This is a genomic window from Flavobacterium adhaerens, assembly GCF_040045115.1.
Classification (GTDB): domain Bacteria; phylum Bacteroidota; class Bacteroidia; order Flavobacteriales; family Flavobacteriaceae; genus Flavobacterium; species Flavobacterium adhaerens.
This window is the reverse complement of sequence record NZ_JBDLZX010000009.1, coordinates 45,558-67,942: the sequence shown is the minus strand read 5'-3', so window position 1 is coordinate 67,942 and position 22,385 is coordinate 45,558. Positions and strand designations below refer to the sequence as shown.

The following is a 22,385-nucleotide window of genomic DNA, read 5'->3' as shown; positions in this document are numbered from 1 at the left end:
TTTTTATCCCTTATCCGACAATCTCAAAATATCTCCAAAAACACCTCTTGCCGTTACCGCTGAACCAGCTCCAGCTCCTTGAATAACAATTGGTCTGTCACCGTAAGATTCGGTATAAATTTCAAAGAACGAATCAGAACCTTTCAATCCTCCTAATGCGGTACCTTTTGGCACTGAAACTAATTTCACTTCCAGATTTCCTTTGTCATTTTGTAAATCTCCAGACAATTCACCAATGTATCGTAACACGTGATTTGGTTCTTGCTCGGCTTTTATTTTAGCATAAATAGGATCAAATTCCTTCAGTTTTGTCAAGAAATCATCTACATCTCCTTCTCTTAAATGTTCTGGAATAAGGTTTTGAATGGCCACTTCTTCAAACTCATTTTGCAAGTCTAATTCTCTCGCCAAAATCAATAATTTTCTACCAACATCGTTTCCGCAGAGGTCTTCTCTTGGATCTGGTTCGGTGTAACCGTTATCAATTGCTTCTTTCAAAATTTCGCTAAACGGAACCTCTTTCGCTGAGAAATTATTGAATAAATAACTCAATGTTCCTGAGAAAACTCCTTTAATTTTAGTAATGTTTTCGCCTGAAAGGTGTAGCAATTTAATCGTATCAATCAATGGTAAACCTGCACCAACATTGGTTTCGTATAAATAACTTTTTTGATTATCTTCCAAAACCTGTCTCAATTCTTTGTAAAACGAATAGCTCAAAGTATTGGCCACTTTATTAGATGAAATTATATCAAAACTATTTTCGGCCAATTTGATATAATTTTCAACAAAATCTTTACTTGCCGAATTATCAACTGCGATTAAGTTCTCTAAGTGATGTTCATTTGCATACTCAATAACGTCTTCAATTGTATAAGAAACACCATTCGTTTGAATTTCGTTTCTCCAATTTGGTGAAACACCATCTTTATTTAGAAGTACATTTTTAGAATTCGCAATGGCAAAAACATTCAGTTTAATCCCTTTACGTTTTTCGATAGCACCAGCTGATTCCAAAATTTGATTAATCAAAGTACCACCTACCAATCCGTGACCAAAAATGGCAATATTGATTTTCTTGGAAACCCCAAAAATCTCACCGTGTATTACATTCAGAGCCTTATTCAATTCCTCTTTTTTCACAACCAAACTCACGTTTTTACCCGTCACTGTGTTATTGAAAAGAATTGGTACAATTTTATTTTTGATTAAAGCGGTATAAGGCTTGTGAAACGTACTCAAATCCTGCCCAATAATCGAAATAACTGAAACATTATCGGTTACCGAAATTTTATTAACATCTTTAGAATAAAAGTCGTTTTCAAATTCTTTCTCCAATTCAATCATCGCTTTTGTAGCCTTATCAGCATCAACAACAAGACCGATGCCTCGCTCAGAAGAACCTTGCGAAATAATACTCACACTGATATCATTGTCGCCCATTACTCTAAAAATACGAGCATCAACACCTGTTTTACCTAACAAGCCTCTCCCTTCAAGGTTTACCAAAGCAACATTTTCAAGAACCGAAAGTGTTTTTATTCCTTCTTTACCAACATTTGAAGTAATCAAAGTTCCTTGATTTTGATGATTAAATGTATTTAGAATACGAAGCGGAATATTTTTATCCAACAAAGGAATGATGGTTTTGGCATGCAAAATGGTAGCTCCAAAGTTGGCCAACTCATTGGCTTCATTAAATGTTAATTGATCAATTTTTTTAGCATCCAAAACCAAATCTGGGTTGGCAGTATAAATACCATCAACATGTGTATAATTTTGAAGTTCTTCGGCATCTAAATAATTAGCTAACAAAGATGCGGTATAATTACTACCATTTCTTCCAAGAGTAGTTGCTTCATTTTTACTATTCGAACCTATAAAACCAGTTACTATGTTAACCGTATTTCCATTATGCTCTTTAAAATAAGCAATCACATTTTTCTTAGAAACCTGCTCTACGGGTTGTGCATCACCATAATTAGAATCGGTTTTAATCAATTCTCTTGTATCTGTGAAACGGGCATTAATTCCTTTTTTGATTAAAATAGCAGTAAGCAATTTAGCCGAAATCAATTCTCCTTTAGACAGCACTTCGTCTTTAATTTTTACGCTATAATCCCCAATTAAACTTACTCCTTCAAAAAGTTTTTCAAGTTTATTGAATTCTTCAGATAAATCTACATCAGTATAAACATCTTGTTGGTATTGTTTAAAATCTTCCAAAAGTTTCTTATAATCTCCATTTTTGGAAGCCAAAACCAAAATTGCTTCCAACTCATCTGTTGCGTTTCCTCTTGCCGATACTACAACAGCTATTTGCTCTTGGTTGGATACTTTTTCTTCTATAATTGCAACAACCTTATTAATTCCGTCTCCGTTTGACAAAGACTTTCCTCCAAATTTTAATATCTTCATTTTGTTATTTTTTTAAAGTCATCACCCAGTTCTGACTGTTATTTTTTTTATAAAAATCCCATCTAAACAAAAACTCCTTTTAGTAAATTATCCAGTTGTTTGTATTCAATCAAAAAAGCATCGTGTCCGTGAATCGAATCAATAACCTGAAAAGTCACATTCGCTTTATGTTCTTTCAAGATTTCATAGGTTTCTTTGTTTTCGTTTATCGTAAAAAACAAATCCGAATTGATTCCGATAATGTGAATATCAGCTTCTATTTGTTTAGCAACAGTAACAAAAGATTCTTTACCTCGAGTAATATCAATAGTTTTTAATAATTGATTCATCAACTTATAAGCCGAAAGCTGAAACCGTTTCTGCAATTTTTCTCCGTGATGATGCAACCAACTCTCTATATTGAAAATCGCTAAATCTTCGTTTAGAGTTCTACCAAATTTGGCTTTAAAAGATTCCGGCGTACGATAACACAACATTGCATGAATTCTAGCATCTTCTATCGGATTTGCCGAATTTTTTAGAATTTGTTCTTGCAAATAACAATTAGCAATCAACCAATCTGTCGATTTCCAATCGGTAGCAATCGGAATTAAATGTTTTGTAATTTTTGGTGCCAATGCCGCTATTTCCCAAGCAATTCCTCCTCCAACCGAACCTCCAATAATTGCATACAATTGTTTGATTTGAAGCTCTTCTAATCCTTGAATAAAAAGACGTGCAATATCTCTAGCTGTAAAATCAAGATAATTCTCAATGACAGATTGATCAAATCCGTTACCTGGCACATTAAAGGCGATTATGGTATATTTATTTGTATCTATAGTTCTATTCTCGCCAATAAGGACATTCCACCATCCTTTTGAACCAACTACTTGAGAATTTCCAGTCAAGGCATGATTAACCAGTACTATGGGTGCAGTATGTAACTCGCAACCAAAAAGTTGATAACTCAAATTGAATGCAGCATAAAATGCACCACTCTCAGTAGTAAAATTTTGTAATGTAATTGTTGTTGGGGTATTTTCCAATTTCAAATCTGTTTTTTTTGATTTGTATCGGAAATATTATTAAGAAAGTTGAAAGAATCAGAAGATTTTTTATTTGTTATCTTTCCACGTTAGGCGTGGTAGAATGCAGCACCTTCTTCGATAAATCGAAGGGTTGCTAAGGCTTCATCGGGTCTAATCCCTCTACCTTTCTTTATAACATTTCAATACGTTTCTGAACTTATTTGATGCAAATTAACTACATATTTATGAAATAACCAAATAATTATTACATCACAACTCGCAATATTTCTTCTTGTATTCAATAAAAATTGCCAAAAAGCTCACTTATTCTCGCAAATTTTTTCTTGTTGGAAGAAAGAATAATTTACGTTTTTAATCGTGAGTTTTTTGGCAAATATTTTCAAGCTACCTTCTTTGTCGAAGTAATCGCCTAAGTTCTCAGATAAAAAGAGTTTCGTTATCTTTAGAATACATATGGAACAATAATGAACTATTCCCTTTTTTACTTTTCAAATCGAAATTTTCATCTACGTCAAATCTAGGGTGATTTAATTCGTTTTTTGGATTAAACGGTTCTACTTTTATTGACCTTAAAAAGAACTCTATTTTGTTTTTGATATATGTTATAGTTTTCATGATATTGACTTTTATAATTGTTTGATTGATTCCTATTTTACTTGTTTTTTGTTTAAATTTTGAGTGCCTTGTTCTTACAATTGGCGACTTTATTTGATTTTGATTGCTGGACAAAACACGTCGATAAAGCTACTGCGTGCAATGCCTTTGTTTTAATTTTATTTGTACTCATAATTTCTACATTTTGAAATTTATACTACACGCTCTACTTTAATTTAATTTATTTTACTTTTCATTAAGATCTTAAAAAACTAAACCCTCTTTTAGACAAATATCCAAAAGAGGGTTAAGTTGTATAAACTTATACTTTTGGAATCAACAAATACGAGCAAACATCATGTCATTGACAAACATCATAACCTGCTTCTTCTTGGCTTTACAAATGTTAATCTTAAATGAGTATTGTTGTTGCATATTTAATTATTGAATTACTAAATCTTAATCTTATTTTAATCTTGAAAAAATGTCCTAAAAATGGTTTTAAAAAAAAACCTCCTAACAATTTTGTTGGGAGGTTTTGCTATATATTTTTAATTTAAAATAAAGCTATACACACCTCCCCCAGGTTTTCACCTGAATGGCTTTTTTCGACATATTGCAAAGATTAAATTTCATTTTTCTTTTTCTAATTGGGTTGAACAAATATCTAAACTTTTTTCCAATTTTCCAAACACTAAACCTATAAATAATAATAAAAAAATATTACAACAAAAATCAAAAACTATTCACAACCAACACATTAAAAACAAAACCTCTTAAATATGCGTAAATACCGCTTTAATTTTAACAAAAAATTTCTATTTTTTCTTTAAAATTTAAGAAAACATTAAAAAAAATATCTTCTCAAATTATTTTTAGGGCTAAAATTTGTCACAAAAAACAGTTAACAATTTGATAATAAAACAAAAAACTGAAAGAATTAGCCCCTTTTCTTTCAGCTTTCTGCTCGTTTTTTGAACCAAAATTCCAAATCATCAATTTGAACTCGCCGATCTAACCCCAAATTGTCCATTTTCTATTTTAAATAATGGCACCAATAGCTCTTTATGAAGGTTAAAAATAGGTCTCAAAATATCCGACAACTGATTAATTTCTATCAAGTAAGCATCGTGTCCGTGAATTGATTGTATTTGATGATAAAAAACGTTTCTTTTCCTACTTGTTAACTCCCTGTAAGTTTTTCGTGTCTCCTCGGCTATGAATAAATAATCAGTATCAACCGTTATTAAATGAATGCTTCCCTCAATTGCATTAGTAACTGTCAAAAAATCGGCTCTATTTCTTGTAATGTCATTTGTTTTAAGAAGATGATTCATCAATTTATAAGCTGCCAATCGGTATCTGCTTTTTAATTTAAAACCATGATCCAATAACCAACTCTCTATTTGCAACACCGATAGCTCATCCAATTTACTTCTTCTAAACCTCTGATTTACATATTCTGGAGTTCTATATAATAGTGTCGCATGCAAACGAGCATCTACAATTGGATCGTCGGAGTGATTTAGAATTTGATCTTGAATTAATACATTAGCAATAACCCAATCAGTAGCTTTCCAATCGGTTGCAATTGGAATCACATTCTCAATTCGATCAGGTTGTAAAGCTGCCATTTCCCACGTAATCGCTCCTCCTAAACTCCCACCAATAACAGCATAAACATTTTTTACTTTTAGAAAAGAAAGTCCTTCCCAAAAAATCCTAGCAATATCTCGAATCGTATAATCGCGGTAGTTATCGATTAGATTATCTAGATTGTCATCAAAACCATTTCCTGGAATATTAAAAGCAATAACTGTGAAATAATTTGTATCAATTGCTTTGTTCTCCCCAACAACACCTCTCCACCACCCTTTTTCTCCAATTATTAATGAATTACCTGTTAACGAATGATTAACTACAACTACCGGAGCTGATCCTAGCGGTTTCCCGAAAACCTGATAAAACAAAGGAAGATACTGTTTTTGTTTGCCTATCTCTAAATTAAAATTAAAGAGATCTATTTTTTCTAAATTTTCCATTTTGACTATTTTTTAAAATTATTTTTTAAAACTGCCTCTAACTAACAATCCAATAGTTAAGGCAGTTTTACTAACAAAAAATAAAACATGTTTAAACTAATTGTGGCGATTTTATGGTTTCAAAAACAGCTTTCAAATCGGCTTTCAAATCATCTACATCTTCTAAACCAACCGATAATCGAATCAGGTCTTTGGTCACTCCAGCAGTTATTTGTTCCTCATCAGACAATTGTTGGTGCGTTGTGCTTGCTGGATGAATAATCAGCGATTTCGTATCACCAATGTTTGCTAGTATCGAAAAGAGCTTTGTGTTATCGGCTACTTTTTTGGCAGCGTCATAACCTGCTTTTAATCCAAATGCAATTACACCACTTTGTCCTTTAGGCAAATACTTTTGAACCAAAACATAATATTTACTCGATTTTAACCCTGGATAATTCACCCAAGCCACTTCTTCTTGAAGTTCTAACCATTGAGCCAAGGCCAAAGCATTTTCACTGTGTCTTTTTATGCGGACTTCTAAAGTTTCTAAACCTTGAATAATTTGAAAAGCGTTGAATGGACTCAGTGCAGCTCCAAAATCTCTCAAGCCTTCAATACGTGCCTTAGCAATAAAAGCTGAGTTGCCGAGTGCTTCATGATATACCAAACCGTGATATCCAGGAGAAGGTTCTGTAAATTCAGGAAATTTTCCGTTGCCCCAATCAAATTTTCCAGCATCAATTATAACACCTCCAAGTGAAGTTCCATTTCCTGAAATGTATTTTGTTAAAGAATGAATTACAATATCGGCTCCATACTCAATCGGGTTCAACAAATAAGGAGAAGCTACCGTATTATCTACTATAAAAGGAACCTTGAAAGCTTTGGCTTCTTGAGAAATCGCTTTCAAATTAAGAACATCAAGTTTTGGATTACCCAAACTTTCTACAAAAAAAGCTCTTGTATTAGATTTTGCGGCACGAGTAAAGTTTTCTGAATCGGTAGGATCTACAAAAGTAGTTGTGATACCCAATCTTGGCAATGTTACTTTTAATAAATTATAAGTTCCCCCATACAAACTACTAGACGCTACAATGTGATCTCCCGCTTTTAGCAATACTAATAAAGCTGTCGATATCGCCGCCGTTCCAGATGCTGTTACAACAGCACCAATTCCGCCCTCAAGAGTTGCCAATCGTTTTTCTAGAATATCATTGGTTGGGTTGTTTAATCGGGTATAAATATAGCCTTCTTCGGAAAGGCCAAATAAATTAGCCGCATGATCCGAGTTATTAAACACATAAGATGTGGTTTGATAAATAGGAACTGCTCTTGTTCCTCCGTTTTTAGATACGTCATGTCCTGCGTGCAATGCGTTTGTTGCGAATTTTTGTGTGCTCATAATTGTTTAATTTTTAATGTTATAATTATTATATCTATATTATTTTGATTCTAAATATTTTATCAAATTGCATTGAAAATAAAAAAGCCCTTTCGGATGGCTACCAAAAGGGCTAATTGTTAAACTAGACCAAGGACTAAATCCTTCACTTTTGGCAATAGAGTATTGGGATGTACATACACATCGAACAACACATTATCATTTTATTTACAATTGAATTACTCATTTTTATTCCATTTAATTTTTTCTACTTCTTATTTTAAATTTACCTTCAATTCACATCAAAAAAAAACCTCCGCAATTGCAGAGGTACTTTTTTGTATATTATTTAGACTAAAAAACTAAACAATAGTGTACCCTGCGGAAGTTTCCGACATCATACAACACATATTTTTAGTAATAAAGTTCATTTTGTTTTCTTTTGTTTGACAAATGTGCAAACTTTATTTTTAACTACCAAAGAAAAAGTGAAATATTTTTACAAATTCTATAGAACTAGTCGTGTTTGTTAAAATCCTCTTAATTAGTCAAAAAAAGTAAAAGATTAATTTGGAATTCAAAATGGTTTCATACCTTTGCACCCGAAAACAAGAGGAAAAATTTGAACTGATTGCAACCTCTTCATAATGAAAGTTGTTCATTATGGATGCTGAAAAATTTTCAGTAGTAAAAATGCTAAAACAGGAACTCTCCTTTAGCCATTCTGCAATTTTTTTCTCAATTAATTTTAAAATTTAAATTTATTATGGCTTATTTATTTACGTCAGAATCTGTAAGTGAAGGACATCCAGACAAAGTTGCTGATCAAATTTCAGATGCATTAATTGATAATTTTTTGGCATTTGATGCTGACTCAAAAGTAGCTTGCGAGACATTAGTTACAACTGGTCAAGTAATTTTGGCTGGTGAAGTAAAATCAGATACCTACTTAGATGTACAACAAATTGCCCGTGATGTAATTCGTAAAATTGGTTATACCAAAAGCGAATATATGTTTGAAGCCAACTCTTGCGGTATCCTTTCTGCAATTCACGAACAATCCGCAGACATCAACCAAGGAGTTGATAGAGCTAGCAAAGAAGAACAAGGAGCTGGTGACCAAGGAATGATGTTTGGTTACGCTACAAATGAAACCGAAAATTATATGCCACTAGCTTTAGATATTGCTCATGCGCTATTAATTGAATTAGCTAGTTTAAGAAGAGAGAATTCTGAAATTACTTATTTGCGCCCTGATGCAAAATCACAAGTAACTCTAGAATACAGTGACGATAACAAACCACAACGAATCGATGCTATTGTAATTTCAACCCAACATGATGATTTTGCACTTGAGGCAGAAATGTTGGCAAAAATCAAGAATGATTTGATTACTATTTTGATTCCAAGAGTAAAAGCAAAATATCCAGAATACGCACATTTATTCAATGATAAAATCAATTACCACATAAACCCGACTGGTAAATTCGTAATTGGAGGACCTCATGGAGACACTGGATTGACAGGAAGAAAAATCATTGTTGATACTTACGGCGGAAAAGGAGCTCACGGAGGAGGAGCTTTTTCTGGAAAAGATCCAAGTAAAGTAGATAGAAGTGCTGCGTATGCCACACGTCACATCGCTAAAAATCTTGTTGCTGCAGGAGTTGCCGATGAAATTTTGGTACAAGTTTCTTATGCAATTGGAGTTGCAGAACCAATGGGAATTTTTATTGAAACTTACGGAACTTCAAAAGTAAACTTAACGAATGGTGAAATCGCTAAAAAAGTAGCTGCTATTTTTGATATGCGTCCATATTTTATCGAGCAACGCTTGAAATTGAGAAATCCTATCTATAGCGAAACGGCAGCTTACGGACATATGGGACGTACTCCAGAAACCGTAACTAAAACTTTTGTAGCTCCTGGAGGAACTGAAAAAACAGTTACAGTAGAATTATTTACATGGGAAAAGCTTGATTACGTAGATCAAGTAAAAGCCGCTTTTGGCTTATAAAAATTCGAATTATTGTACAGAAAACCGCAATTCTAAAAATAGAAATTGCGGTTTTTTTATTTATCTAATAGCATTATAATATTTATTATATTTACTACACTGATAAACAAAACCTTATGAAAAACAGAGTTTTTTTAGCAATCGCCTTCATTTTTATTCTAAATATTCAAAATACTATTTGGGCACAACAACAGGATTCTATCAAAACGAAGACTGGGATTTTGTCACGAACCAATTTTGCGCCAATACCAATAGTTTCCTATAACCGTTCCTATGGCATCTCGGCAGGAGCAATGCTAAATTGTTTCACAGATTTAAATCCAAAAGACACTATTTCACCAGCGAGTAAGACAGGTATTGGAGCTTTTTATTCTGAAAACAAATCATGGTTTACTTTTGTGTTTCAAAGATTGTATTTAAAAGAAGATAAAATAAGGCTTTCGTGGGTTGGCGGTACTGGGATCAAAAATTTTCAATATTTGGATGATGTTTCGGATATTTACGACCCCACTTATGTCGATTTTTCTACTGAAATCAGTTTTTTTGTGGTTGACTTTACCTATAATTTTTTTAGTCGTTTTTATTCGGGTTTAAAATACAAATATTCTAATTCGACAACGGAATATGATAATGGAAACCCTGATGAAAAATCACGCCTGAGTGGTTTCGGGATTCCATCTAGTTTTGACAATAGAGATTATATTTACAATCCTTCTAATGGATTTTTTGTCAACTTAAATTATATCAACAATCCAAAATGGATGGGTAATGAAGAAACATTCAGTTATATTCAGCTAGACTTTAATAATTACCAACGTATTAATGAAAATGGTGTTTTAGCATCTCGTTTATATTATTATGCTGGTCTAGGAACAGTCCCTTTTATAGGTGAAAAAACAATTGGAGGAAAAGACCTGAGAGGATATTCTAGTGGAGATTACAGAAGCGACATGGTTTTAGCAATACAAACTGAATACCGCTATCATATTTACAAAAAATGGGGTGCTGTAGGATTTGCAGGGATTGCAGGAGCTTTTGACGGTTCAGGGCTCTTACCTGCTGCTGGATTGGGTGCTCGATATATGATTATCCCAAAACGAAAAATGAACGCAGGTTTTGATATTGCAGCAGGAAAAGGAGATTGGGGATTGTATTTTAGAGTCTCGGAAGCGTTTTAAAAAAGAGACCGTCCTAAAAGTCTTGTTTTGTCATTCCGAATTTATCTCGGAATCTAAAAAACAAATGATAATCAAGCGTCTAAAGAAGCTGAAACAAGTTCAGCTCGACAAGATTATGTCTTTTTGGACAGTCCCTTTTTTTGAATAGAAATTGTTTTTGAGTTAAACAAACAATTTTAAACACTAAATAAAATAAACACTTCACTCAAAAAGTGGTATCAACTTCTATTCATCATATATTATATTTTAATGAAAAAATAATATACCTGGGTTGCACTGTGTATCTTGAAACTTTTGTAGAGAATTGAGAAAAACTATCATCATTGAGAGAAACAGTATTCAAAATATTCGTTCCTGAAATTTTATACTCCCATTTACTATCCTTTTTTTGATAAATCAAACTCGCATTTAAAAAATCATACTCATTATTAACCGATTCGGAATGGTTGTAATAGTGATAATACTCGTATTCGGTCACAAACGAAAAACCATTCAAAAAATAATAATCTAATTTTGCAAAAGGCTTATCGGTATAAAAAGTATCGCTTCCAAAATCATTAATCATCTTATTATAACCTATTTCTAGATTGGGTAATTTTTTATAATTGGTTGATGCTTTTACCGTATAACTTTGGGTAAAACTTTCGGATACGGCCAATTCGCTATTTTGAATATTGTGGTATTTAGACCAATTTAAACTCAAACTTGCCGAAGCTTTATAATTCTTTAAAAAAGAACGTCCGTAGCTACCATTTCCCGAAATTGATTGATCTAAATCAGTCGAATTATAAGGAGTTGCCGTTTGATTAATTCCATCAAAAATGACATTAGATTTTATTGCATCCATTACTCTTGTATAAGTAACATTGGCAAAAATATTTTCGAAATTAAACATATTGTATTTGAAATAACGCAACGAATGCACCTGAGAAGTAGCATTAGACAAATTACTGTTTCCGCTAAATAAGCTATTATAATTATTTAACACATACCCTTCGGCTAATTTATTGATGTCGGTAAAGTCATTTGTAAAAGTCATATTATAGGTCAATGTTTCAGACTTTTTGATTTGATACAATGTATAAAAATCAGGCAACACTTTTGTAAAACTATTAGTGTTGCTTACGCCGAGTTGAGCATTGGTCATGTCGTAATAATGAAAACTCACCCCTGGAGTGATTGTAAATTTTCCTGCCAAAATTTTATAATGCAAACCCACAAAAGCATCGGTAAAACGATACGTTACGCTATTATTATCTGCTGCGTCAAGTAATTTATTTGTATCTCCATTGTCTAAAATTTGAAACATACTGGAATTAAAATTTTGGTACGAGTATGTATTCCCAAAAGTAAAATTAAGATTGCTCTTAGGCGTTACCATATAATAATAATCTAATTTAGTATCTACTTTGTTGGTCTTTACAAAACGATTTTGATTGATATCATTACTATTTTGTCCCTCAACATATCCTGGCAATACAAATGGTTGATACTGTGAAATGGCATTGTAAAAAGGATCTTCCTCTTGGTATAAATGTTGCATTTCGAGAGCGAAAATATTTTTCTCACTTTGCGTATAATACAAACTTAGATTTTGATTATACGCTGTTGGGTTCTGAATTTTGTTGGTATTAATATCTTGACTTTGTGTTCCAGACTCGTCTATTGACTGGCTCACAATGGTACTGTATTCATCTTGTTTTGATAATTTAGACAAAAAATCATAATCGAACTGAAATTGAGAATTCGGTTTGTAACTAGAACTCAATTTAAACAAACCCAAATGGCTTTTTTGATCTGTGTTTTCGGATCTGTTTTCTGTAGAAAAAACTTCGGTCGAATTTGGATCAAGAACCTTTGTTTGAGAGATGGTCTCCAACTCTGTTTTTGATTCTGACAGAATAGCAAAACCGCTTAGGCTCCAAGATTTAGTAACATTATAGGCAAAATTGGTTGCGCCAAATTTGGTGTCAATTTCTTTGGCTTTATTGTTTTTCATGAGTGAAATTCCTAAATCATTAGACGAAACGTTAAAACTGCTTCCTCCTTTTTTCATCATGTTTCTAAAACCACCTGTGAATTTAAAATAATCCTGAATTGTCAAAGGCAACTCTCCTATATTATTAAAATTGGAAATAAAATTGACACTGTATTTCGGATTGTAATAAAACAATTTCGGATTAACAACATAGCGACTATCTAACTCAGCAACACCAATACCGGCATTGACATCTCCAAACCAAAAGTTTTTCTTTCCTTCTTTGAGTTTGATATTCATGGCAACATTTTCCTCATTGTTTTCCAATCCTTTCAAAGCCCCGATTTCATTAAAATTTCGAAGCACCTGAACTTTATCAATTGCATCTGCAGGAATATTTTTTACGCCAAGCTTGGTATCTCCATCAAAAAAATCTTTACCCTCTACCATTAATTTAGACACTTTTTTCCCCTCAACTTCAATCTCTCCATCGGAATTTACCTCGACTCCAGGTAATTTTTTCAACACATCTTCCAGTTTTCTTTCGGTTCCAGATTTGAAAGAATCAGCATTATAAACAATAGTATCCCCTTTGATAGAAACAGGCATTTCTCTCACTATTTCGATCCCTTCGAGCTCAATTCCACCAGAATCCATCACGATACTTTGGGTGATATTTTGAGCCGTAGTAACCAGAGTAAATTCTTTATTTCTCATTCCCAAAAAACTTAGCTTGATCGAATAATTCGAATTGGGTTTTAAATTCAATACAAACTTTCCTTTATCATTTGTAATGGCATACGAATCCATCGTTTTGGTTTCGGTGTTTACCGCCATAACATTGGCCATTTCGAGGGGCTTATTGGTGTTATCCGTAACAGTTCCGTCGAACCTAATGTTCTGAGAAACCATTGCGGTTGTAAACAGTATCAAAATAAAGCTGAGTAACCTTTTCACTTAAGTGTTTGTTGTTTAAAAAAAAATTAATTTTAGATTGGTGTCTGTTAACGCATTGGTGGCGGCATTCCTCCTCTATTTCTATCGCCCATCTCTCTAAATTCCTCCATTTTTTTAACCACAATCTCATCGTACTGATTTTGCGTAACCACTTTTCCGTTTGTAGCAGCTTTTATGGCAACTTTATCTTTCACATTCAGAACCACTTTTGAGCACAATATAGTTGTTCTTCCGTCATTAATTTCTAAAATCAAACCTGGCAAACCCCAGTAATTTTCAGGCCCTTGACTGACTGGTATTTCGGGTGTGTACCAAGCAGTAACTATAGTTTCCTTTGGCATTTCAATGTTCGCCATCAATGACGTCTTTTTGTCTTTATCATCAGATTTTGATTCTTCCTTTTTTTCGTCTTTAGGTCTGAAATTTCTAAAATCGGTTTTGCTTGTTGCTCGAACTGCTGTTGCTTTAAAACAGTTATATCCTCCAATAATTCTGGTTTCAGATTCAAGTTTCCAATTTAAATTAGGTAACGAATCTTTGATTAAAAATTCTTTTCCCATAAATTCCTTATCTACTGTATAGGATTTGTCTTTTACATTCTTGTAAAAAGTTCCTCCGCCACCCATCATAGAATTCATCATACGCATACCACCACCTTCTTGCCCTGGTGTATCGAGTTTTTCTTCTTCTTTGTAAGTGGATGCTGATTTATCAAAATTTAGAATAAATGTCTTTTCGAACATTTTTTTCATTCGCTCCTCCATGTTTTTTTGCATCTCTGGAGTAATATCTCTGTTTGCTGGCATTCTGTTTTTAAAATCCGCAGTACTGGTTTTGGATTCATAAACTGCCATACCTTGAAATTCTTGTGCCTGTAACTGTATCGTTAAGGCTATCATGTTAAAAGCAAAAAATAATTTTCTCATAATTTGATGTTTTCGTTTGACAATTTGTCTTGTGAGTGTATCGGTTTGTTACTAAAACAACTGTCTTATTATCAATTAAAATTGCGTTGCTAAAGAAATAATATCCCTAACAGGTTTTAAAGCCTGTTAGGAATAACAACCAAAAATAATTTTATTAGAATTTCAACCAAAAAATTCTAACTGTTTTTATAATTCAAGGTCAAAAAAACTGTCAAAGAATTACATTTCAAAGATAAAACCAATGTTGCTCTCCAAAAAATCGAATATACAAACTGCTATTATTTCAAGATAAATTCAGCTTATTTCCTGACTAAAGAATTAACTTATTTGTACTATAAAAATACAATCACAAATCACATAATGCATTAAACATCAAATTGAAATTTTAAAAAAGAGCTACTCCATTTATTATTCCCTTTTTAGGATGCAGACATTTTATTTTTGAAATTGCTCAAAGCCTACAATTAATATTTCAAAATCATAATATAAATCCCTTTTCTAGAAACAAATTTTACCTATTTTTACAAACTTAGAAAATATGAATTTTTAAATCCCAATATCGTAATGCACATAGCTATAGCTGGAAACATAGGGTCAGGAAAAACAACTTTAACACGTTTGTTAGCCAAACATTTTAAATGGGAGCCCCATTTTGAGGAAGTTGTTGACAATCCCTATCTAGACGATTTTTATCATCAAATGGAAAGATGGTCATTTAATCTACAAATCTATTTCTTGAATAGTCGTTTTCGTCAAGTGATGCAAATTCGTGAAAGTGGTAAAAAAATTATCCAAGATAGAACCATTTATGAAGATGCTCATATTTTTGCTCCCAATCTATATGCAATGGGATTGATGACAAATCGCGATTTTGAAAATTATTCATCTCTTTTTGAATTGATGGAATCTTTGGTAAAAGCTCCTGATTTGTTGATTTACCTGAGAAGTTCTATCCCAAACTTAGTGGGACAAATTCACAAACGAGGTCGTGAATATGAAAACACCATTTCTATTGATTATTTAAGCCGACTTAACGAACGTTATGAAGCTTGGGTACAAACTTACAACAAGGGAAAAATAATGATTATTGATGTTGACAATATTAATTTCGTTGACAATCCTGAAGATTTAGGAAATATCATCAATCGAATAGATGCTGAACTGAACGGATTATTCTAACTTTTAGATATACAAACAAAAAAATGCCTCGAAATTTTCGAGGCATTTTTTGTTATAAAACTTATACTTTTATTCTAAAGCTTCAATTTGAGCATCAACTTCGGCTTCGGTTCCTTCAAACTTTTTTACAACAGTCATTCCATCTACAGTCGTAGTAACGGTTGCCGTCACTTTCCCATTGTTTTTAATTTTCTCAATTCTAAACTGATTATAGACTTCCTTTTTCACTGGTTTCTTGGCACAACAGGATTTCCCTTTTGGTGCTACAAATTTCCCGTTTTTATCAAAATGAGACAAACACATTTCTTTTTGCTCAGGAGTACAACCCAAACTGTCACACATTTTGGCACATTCCTCTTTGGTCATTTTAGCACATTTGGTCATGTCGCATTTCCCGTTCATCACCTTATCCTTGTGCATCGAACATTGCTCCATTTTTATCTCTTTCTTTGCACAACAGTCATCTTTACTTATGGTTGCACTTCCGTTACCTAAAATTGGTGCCATCACTAATCCTATTAAACAAGTTAGTTTGATTAAGATATTCATTGATGGGCCAGAAGTATCTTTGAACGGATCCCCTACTGTATCTCCAGTTACAGCCGCCTTGTGTGCATCCGAACCTTTATAGGTCATTTCTCCATTAATCATCACTCCGGCTTCAAAAGATTTTTTAGCATTATCCCAAGCGCCCCCAGCATTGTTTTGAAACACTGCCCAAAGTACACCCGAAACGGTAACACCCGCCATGTAACCTCCCAGCATCTCAGCAATTAATTGATTATTATCACCATACACTAATTTTCCTAAAAGTACAATGGCAATTGGGAAACCTATTGTTAGAACACCAGGCAACATCATTTCACGTAAAGCTGCCTTAGTAGAAATTTCGACACACTTTCCGTATTCGGGTTTTCCAGTTCCTTCCATGATACCCGCAATTTCTTTAAACTGGCGACGAACTTCATACACCATATCCATAGCCGCTTTACCAACAGAATTCATTGCCAAAGCAGAAAAAACAACTGGTATCATTCCGCCCACAAATAACATTGCTAATACAGGTGCTTTGAAAATATTAATCCCATCAATTCCGGTAAATGTAACATAAGCCGCGAATAACGCTAATGATGTTAAAGCAGCAGAAGCAATAGCAAAACCTTTTCCAGTTGCTGCTGTTGTATTACCAACAGAATCTAAAATATCTGTACGAGTACGCACTTCTTTTGGTAATTCGCTCATTTCGGCAATTCCACCAGCATTATCAGATATTGGTCCAAAAGCATCGATTGCCAATTGCATAGCAGTAGTCGCCATCATAGCCGAAGCCGCCAATGCCACACCATAAAATCCAGCTAAAACATAAGAAGACCAGATTGCTATTGCAAATAACAATACCGTTGGAAAAGTAGAAATCATTCCTGTTGCCAAACCTGCAATTACATTGGTTCCCGCTCCAGTACTTGACTTTTGAACAATTGCCAACACTGGTTTGGTTCCTAAACCAGTATAATATTCGGTCACAGACGAAATTGCTCCACCAACAATCAAACCTATAATAGTAGCATAAAACACGTGCATAGAAGAAATTTCTTTGCTTCCTTCACCAAAAAAAGACATCGTCATAGTTTCTGGCAACATATACTGCACTAAGAAATAACATGAAATTGCGGTTAAAATAATCGAAATCCAATTTCCAATATTCAAAGCTTTTTGAACTTGAGCTTCTTTGGCATTTTCATCTGTTATTTTAACAAGCATTGTTCCTATAATCGAAAATAAAATTCCAAATCCTGCGATTGCCATTGGTAACAAAACTGGACCTATCCCTCCAAAAGCATCTTGAATATTTCCTCCCATATCCTTTATTACATAATTCCCTAGTACCATTGCAGCAAGAACAGTCGCTACATAAGAACCAAACAAATCGGCTCCCATACCTGCAACATCCCCAACATTGTCTCCAACATTGTCTGCAATTGTAGCAGGGTTACGAGGATCATCTTCAGGAATTCCTGCTTCAACTTTGCCCACCAGATCGGCTCCAACATCGGCTGCTTTAGTGTAAATTCCTCCTCCTACACGAGCGAACAAAGCGATTGATTCGGCGCCTAGAGAAAATCCCGCTAAGGTTTCAAGCACCACTGTCATATCCTCGGTAGAAGTCCATTGCCCGTTCATGAAAATTTTAAAAAAGACAATAAAAAAACCCGTTAAACCTAAAACAGCTAAACCAGCTACTCCTAATCCCATTACGGTTCCTCCTCCAAAAGATACTTTCAAGGCTTGGGGCAAACTTGTGCGAGCAGCCTGTGTGGTTCTAACATTGGTTTTGGTTGCAATTTTCATTCCCATATTACCAGCTAACGCAGAGAAAAAAGCCCCGAAAATAAATGCAATTACGATTAATATATTTGTTTTGACACCTGGAATAAAAGTGATACCTGCCAATACAACACTTGCGATTATAACAAAGACAGCCAACAATTTGTATTCTGCCTTTAAGAAAGCCAAAGCTCCTTCATAGATATAATCTGATATCTCTTTCATTTTGCCATCTCCAGGATCTTGTTTCAGCACCCAAGCTCTTTTGATGGCCATAAAAATAAGTCCTATTATCGCCATAATAATAGGCACATAAATCATAATTGAATTCATAAAATAGTTATTTTGGTTGGTTAATAAAAAAGTAATCTCAGGCAATTTAACGAAAAAAGCAACACTCTTAACGGGGTGTTGCTTTTTTTACAAAATTTACGGTAAACTATTATCTAATACTAAATAATCCTTCTGGTTTATTTGGAATATCATTAAAACGTTTAGTACATTCTTTGATGATATCGAATGCTTCGTTTACGTCTCCCCAACCTTCTACATCAACTTTTTTGTTTTCTAAGTCTTTATAAACCTGGAAGAAATGCTCGATTTCTTTTAATAAGTGAGGATTAATATCGCCTAAATCGTTTAGTTTGTTCCAGATTGGATCTGAAACTGGTACACAGATAATTTTTTCGTCTGGTCCTTTATCATCAGCCATATGAAAAACTCCAATAGGTTTTACTTCCATTACACAACCTGGGAAAGTTGGTTCGTTTACCAATACCAAAACATCTAGTGGGTCTCCATCCATTGCTAAGGTTTCTGGAATAAAACCATAATCCGCTGGGTACATCATAGAAGAGAATAACATTCTATCAAAACGCATTCTTTTTATTTCAAAATCGTACTCGTATTTATTTCTACTCCCTCTTGGTATTTCGATTAATACATCAAAAGTTTTTAATTTGTCTGCAGTCATTATTCTTTTATATTTTCATAATTTATTAACGATTGCAAAAGTAATCAAACAATACTTTTATCCAATAAAAAAAGTAATATTATAGTTATAACTTTTTTCGCTAAATGATGTCATTAATAGACAATTGTCCTGTTTCGTTTTCTTAAATAATAATGCCAGAGCAAATAGGTTGCATAAGACTTGTAAGGACTCCATTGTTCCGTTAGAATTTGCATCTCTTGTTTGTCATGAACATTGAGCAATTCTTTTATTGTATTTACAACGGCAATATCACCTAATGGCAATAAATCGGGGTCTTGTAAACAAAACATAAGATAAATATCGATTGTCCAGTTTCCTATTCCTTTAATTTTAATCATCTCTTCTCGCACTTGTTGTGATGATTTATGAGGTAAACTTTCTAAATCTATTTCTTTATTTAAAATTGCCGATGATAGGGCTTTTATATAAGTAGCCTTTTGTCTGCTTACACCAAAAACTCTGAACTGTTCATCGGTAACAACTACCAATGTTTCTGGTTTTAAAATATTATGTTGATCTTTTAATTTTAAAAAAGTTGCTTTGGCCGAATCTATCGAGACTTGTTGCTCTAAAATCAGCAGCACTAATGTTTCGAATCCTTGTGGTCGTTTAGGAATGGTAGGCAATCCGTATAAACTTACTATTTCTTGGAATATTGGATTTTTTTCAAAAAGATAATCGAGAGCTTGTTGCATAATTTTGAATTTATAAAAACAAATCTTGTTAGATTCTTAATGCCCTAGCCCAGATTATAGTGAAAATTTTGCAGGATAGAATACTATTATTTTCTTGCCTAAAAGAGCGACCAACGAAAGCTCCTTTTTGGCAATTGAAAATAAAGTATTTTGACAAAAAATTGTAACGAAAGCTGGAAATAGCTCCTAAAAATAGAATCCTACTGATGCTTTTACAGCAAATTTGTTAATGTTTGGCATATCGCGATAGCTTCCTCTCCAGGAGAAATCTAAACGGAATATCTTGAAAATATTACCAATTCCCGCATTGTATTCCCAATAGATATCTTCGGGTGCTAGGTACTCTACTCCCGAAGCATTTATGGCTCTATTAGCATCAGAAACCGTTCCGTATGCTCCTTTTATTCCTATAATTTCTCTCCAGTTGAGTTTTCGTAAAAAAGGAACTCTTGCAAAAAGTCTTCCGTTAAAATCGTGGTACCACTGCATGGTTGCGTAAGTATCAGTCACAAATTCGTAATAATTGAGGTTACTAAAAGCATTTTCTACGGTAAAAAAGGTTTGGTTTCCTGGTATAACACTCATAAGCCCTAAAGGGACTGTCCCAAAGGTTTTACCGAGTTCGAAAATCAAATTGGTTCGACCTAGTGGCCCGATAGTAATGGGTTGTTTGTAATAAAGTTCTAATTTTTTATAATTAAAATCACTATTCCAAATTCCTTTATATCCTTGACTAAAGTTGACATAGATTGTAGAATAGGGTGTATTGGCTACACTTCTTTCTACTCCATAGGCAATTGTTCTTCGATTGGGGGTAAACTCTGCCTGAATATTAAATTCGGATTGTGTTGTTGTACTTTTTATTACTCCCGAAGGATTGGCAGCTGTTGGCAAAGTGGTGTAATAATCGATACTAAAAACTGGGGATGCCGACTCTAATTTTTTGTAAGTTATCCCTGTTTGAAAGGTCAAATTTTTTAAAGGTTCTATAGAAATATAGGCATTGGTCAAACTTATACTGGTAAGCTTTCCATTGGATCCTGTTGTAAAAAATGCCGACGAGCCATAATTTCTAGCCAAAATATCATTGGAAGTTGTTAGTTGTGATCCCAATTGTTCTATATCGCGTCTATTTCCTCCTGAGATGATAATTCTGTTTTTCTTATCGATCATCCATTTTCCAGCAAAACCATATTTAAATTTATTATCATTGGCTCCATATGCCAAGAATCCTTGTACACGCCAAGGGTCATCTGGCCCAAAATAGGTTCTTCCTCCTATTCTGGTTCTAAAACCTTCGACTTCGTTATATCCGAAAGTAGAAAAAAGAGGCCCTATATCAAAGTTATTGTAATTGATGTAACCGCTGGCAAGAATCGTTACCACATCGGTCATTTGCTTAAAGGCTGGGACGGTTTTTAGAGTATCGAGCATTTTATAAACCCCCAACTCGTCTTTGCTTAGTTTTTCAAAACGATGCTCTTCCCAATATTCATCGCTCTTTTTGTAAATTGACTTGTCAACATAATTAACGTCTTCTTTGTAAAAACTAGCCGGCTTTGGAATATCGAATTTATGGTTTTGGTAAAAGGTTGTACGTTTTCCGTAAACTCCTTTTGATTTATCTTTTTTATTGAATGCAAAATCAGACATCAAATAATCCTTAGTTAAAAGAAAAACAGAATCGTTCAAAACCTCAAATTCCTGCTCTACATAAATGTCTTTTACCCAGTTTATATTGGCGCTTTTGGTCACGGCCATATTAATTTTTTTGATGGCAAATGTGGTATCGTTTACCCAAAAATCTCCTTTGAAAGTTAATTCGCTTTTACGTCTTGGATAAAAAACAATATTGAAACACAATTTATTATCAATATAAGCTGTGTCTTTTAATACATAATTATAAACATCTATTCCCGTTCTAGAAAGTGGACTCGTGAAACTTTTGTCAAACAGTTCGATATAATTATTATAAATATTATAGTCTGAATACAGATCTTTTATAAACGACAAAATTTGCTGATTCCCATCGAAACCAGAAGTTTTATTGGCTTTAGTAATTTCTTTTACTTTAGACATTTTGTTATCGCCATAAACATCTATAAGTGCTTCGTTGATGAAAATAGGCAAATAAGTTTTTCCAGTTACTTTTGAAGTATCTACATGATTAAAAATAAACTCCATGCCCTTAAAAATACGCTGCTTTTTGTAAGCACTGTCAATAGAATTGATATCGAACTCAACCTTTTCGTATTTCTCCATTTGATATTGGGCGAATTGGTACAGACCATTTTTCTTCTTTTTCTCCCAAATTTTACGCAAAATATCTAGTGCTGGATTATTTTTCTTTGAGGTTTTTCCTGTATAAATAACAACTTCTTTTAATTCTTGTTGTTCTTTTAATTCTATCGTAAAATTATAGTTAATTGCTTTGGTGAGTTCGATTTCTTTATCTGAAAACCCAACCGAAGTAATTATTAGTGTAGAAAAAGTTTGTGGCGATTCTAAATAAAATCGCCCATCTTCGTTAGTAACGGTTCCTATACTGGAATTTTTAAAAACCACGTTGGCGTAAGGAACAGGTTGTTTGTTAACATCTACAACAATACCGCTCACTTTTGTTTGACCAAAAACAGAGTAAGTTGCTACACTAAAAAACAATACGATAAAAACTACAATTTTCTTCAT

General features: G+C 33.5%; 14 protein-coding genes and 1 riboswitch. Of the genes, 3 read left to right on the top strand and 11 right to left on the bottom strand.

Annotation, left to right across the window (positions count from 1 at the left end):
- Positions 1-3: 3 nt before the first annotated feature.
- From thrA to ABEB18_RS13160, 5 genes are all read right to left on the bottom strand, one after another.
- Positions 4-2,418 (bottom strand): bifunctional aspartate kinase/homoserine dehydrogenase I, encoded by a 2,415-nt coding sequence (thrA, locus tag ABEB18_RS13180; protein ID WP_348799774.1) that lies wholly within the window; start codon positions 2,416-2,418, stop codon positions 4-6.
- Between the two features lie 62 nt (positions 2,419-2,480).
- The gene (locus ABEB18_RS13175) at positions 2,481-3,452 is read right to left on the bottom strand and encodes an alpha/beta fold hydrolase (protein WP_348799773.1); all 972 of its coding nucleotides are present in this window, start codon (positions 3,450-3,452) and stop codon (positions 2,481-2,483) included.
- A 67-nt stretch (positions 3,453-3,519) separates the two neighbouring features.
- Positions 3,520-3,627, bottom strand: a riboswitch (SAM riboswitch).
- Between the two features lie 239 nt (positions 3,628-3,866).
- Entirely contained in the window at positions 3,867-4,064 is a 198-nt protein-coding gene (locus ABEB18_RS13170) for a hypothetical protein (RefSeq protein ID WP_348799772.1), read from the bottom strand.
- A 974-nt stretch (positions 4,065-5,038) separates the two neighbouring features.
- Positions 5,039-6,085 carry an alpha/beta fold hydrolase gene (locus ABEB18_RS13165; RefSeq protein WP_348799771.1) on the bottom strand — a complete coding sequence of 349 codons (1,047 nt, stop codon included), beginning with the start codon at positions 6,083-6,085 and terminating at the stop codon, positions 5,039-5,041.
- Positions 6,086-6,176: 91 nt separating this feature from the next.
- Positions 6,177-7,469 (bottom strand): O-acetylhomoserine aminocarboxypropyltransferase/cysteine synthase family protein, encoded by a 1,293-nt coding sequence (locus tag ABEB18_RS13160; RefSeq protein ID WP_348799770.1) that lies wholly within the window; start codon positions 7,467-7,469, stop codon positions 6,177-6,179.
- A 745-nt stretch (positions 7,470-8,214) separates the two neighbouring features.
- Between ABEB18_RS13160 and metK the strand changes: the two genes are divergently transcribed.
- Together metK and ABEB18_RS13150 are read left to right on the top strand one after the other, a co-directional pair.
- Positions 8,215-9,465 carry a methionine adenosyltransferase gene (gene metK, locus ABEB18_RS13155; RefSeq protein ID WP_348799769.1) on the top strand — a complete coding sequence of 417 codons (1,251 nt, stop codon included), beginning with the start codon at positions 8,215-8,217 and terminating at the stop codon, positions 9,463-9,465.
- Between the two features lie 116 nt (positions 9,466-9,581).
- Positions 9,582-10,643 (top strand): BamA/TamA family outer membrane protein, encoded by a 1,062-nt coding sequence (locus ABEB18_RS13150; protein WP_348799768.1) that lies wholly within the window; start codon positions 9,582-9,584, stop codon positions 10,641-10,643.
- Between the two features lie 232 nt (positions 10,644-10,875).
- On the opposite strand, the gene ABEB18_RS13145 is transcribed toward ABEB18_RS13150, so the two are convergent.
- Positions 10,876-13,533: a carboxypeptidase regulatory-like domain-containing protein gene (locus ABEB18_RS13145; RefSeq protein ID WP_348799868.1), complete on the bottom strand. Its 2,658-nt coding sequence runs from the start codon at positions 13,531-13,533 to the stop codon at positions 10,876-10,878.
- 92 nt (positions 13,534-13,625) lie between these two features.
- Entirely contained in the window at positions 13,626-14,504 is an 879-nt protein-coding gene (locus ABEB18_RS13140; protein ID WP_348799767.1) for a GLPGLI family protein, read from the bottom strand.
- A gap of 564 nt (positions 14,505-15,068) precedes the next feature.
- Between ABEB18_RS13140 and ABEB18_RS13135 the strand changes: the two genes are divergently transcribed.
- A complete protein-coding gene (locus tag ABEB18_RS13135; protein WP_348799766.1) occupies positions 15,069-15,683 on the top strand; it encodes a deoxynucleoside kinase in 615 nt (204 codons plus the stop codon).
- 69 nt (positions 15,684-15,752) lie between these two features.
- Here the strand turns inward: ABEB18_RS13135 and ABEB18_RS13130 are convergent, their stop codons facing one another.
- The 4 genes from ABEB18_RS13130 to ABEB18_RS13115 all read right to left on the bottom strand — a co-directional run bounded on the left by ABEB18_RS13130 (position 15,753) and on the right by ABEB18_RS13115 (position 22,385).
- On the bottom strand, positions 15,753-18,341 hold the full coding sequence (locus ABEB18_RS13130; RefSeq protein ID WP_348799765.1) for a sodium-translocating pyrophosphatase: 2,589 nt from the start codon (positions 18,339-18,341) through the stop codon (positions 15,753-15,755).
- A gap of 109 nt (positions 18,342-18,450) precedes the next feature.
- On the bottom strand, positions 18,451-18,981 hold the full coding sequence (locus ABEB18_RS13125; protein ID WP_348799764.1) for an inorganic diphosphatase: 531 nt from the start codon (positions 18,979-18,981) through the stop codon (positions 18,451-18,453).
- 113 nt (positions 18,982-19,094) lie between these two features.
- Positions 19,095-19,697, bottom strand: a complete 603-nt coding sequence (locus ABEB18_RS13120) for a DNA-3-methyladenine glycosylase family protein (RefSeq protein WP_348799763.1) — start codon at positions 19,695-19,697, stop codon at positions 19,095-19,097.
- Positions 19,698-19,883: 186 nt separating this feature from the next.
- Entirely contained in the window at positions 19,884-22,385 is a 2,502-nt protein-coding gene (locus ABEB18_RS13115; RefSeq protein WP_348799762.1) for a DUF5686 and carboxypeptidase-like regulatory domain-containing protein, read from the bottom strand.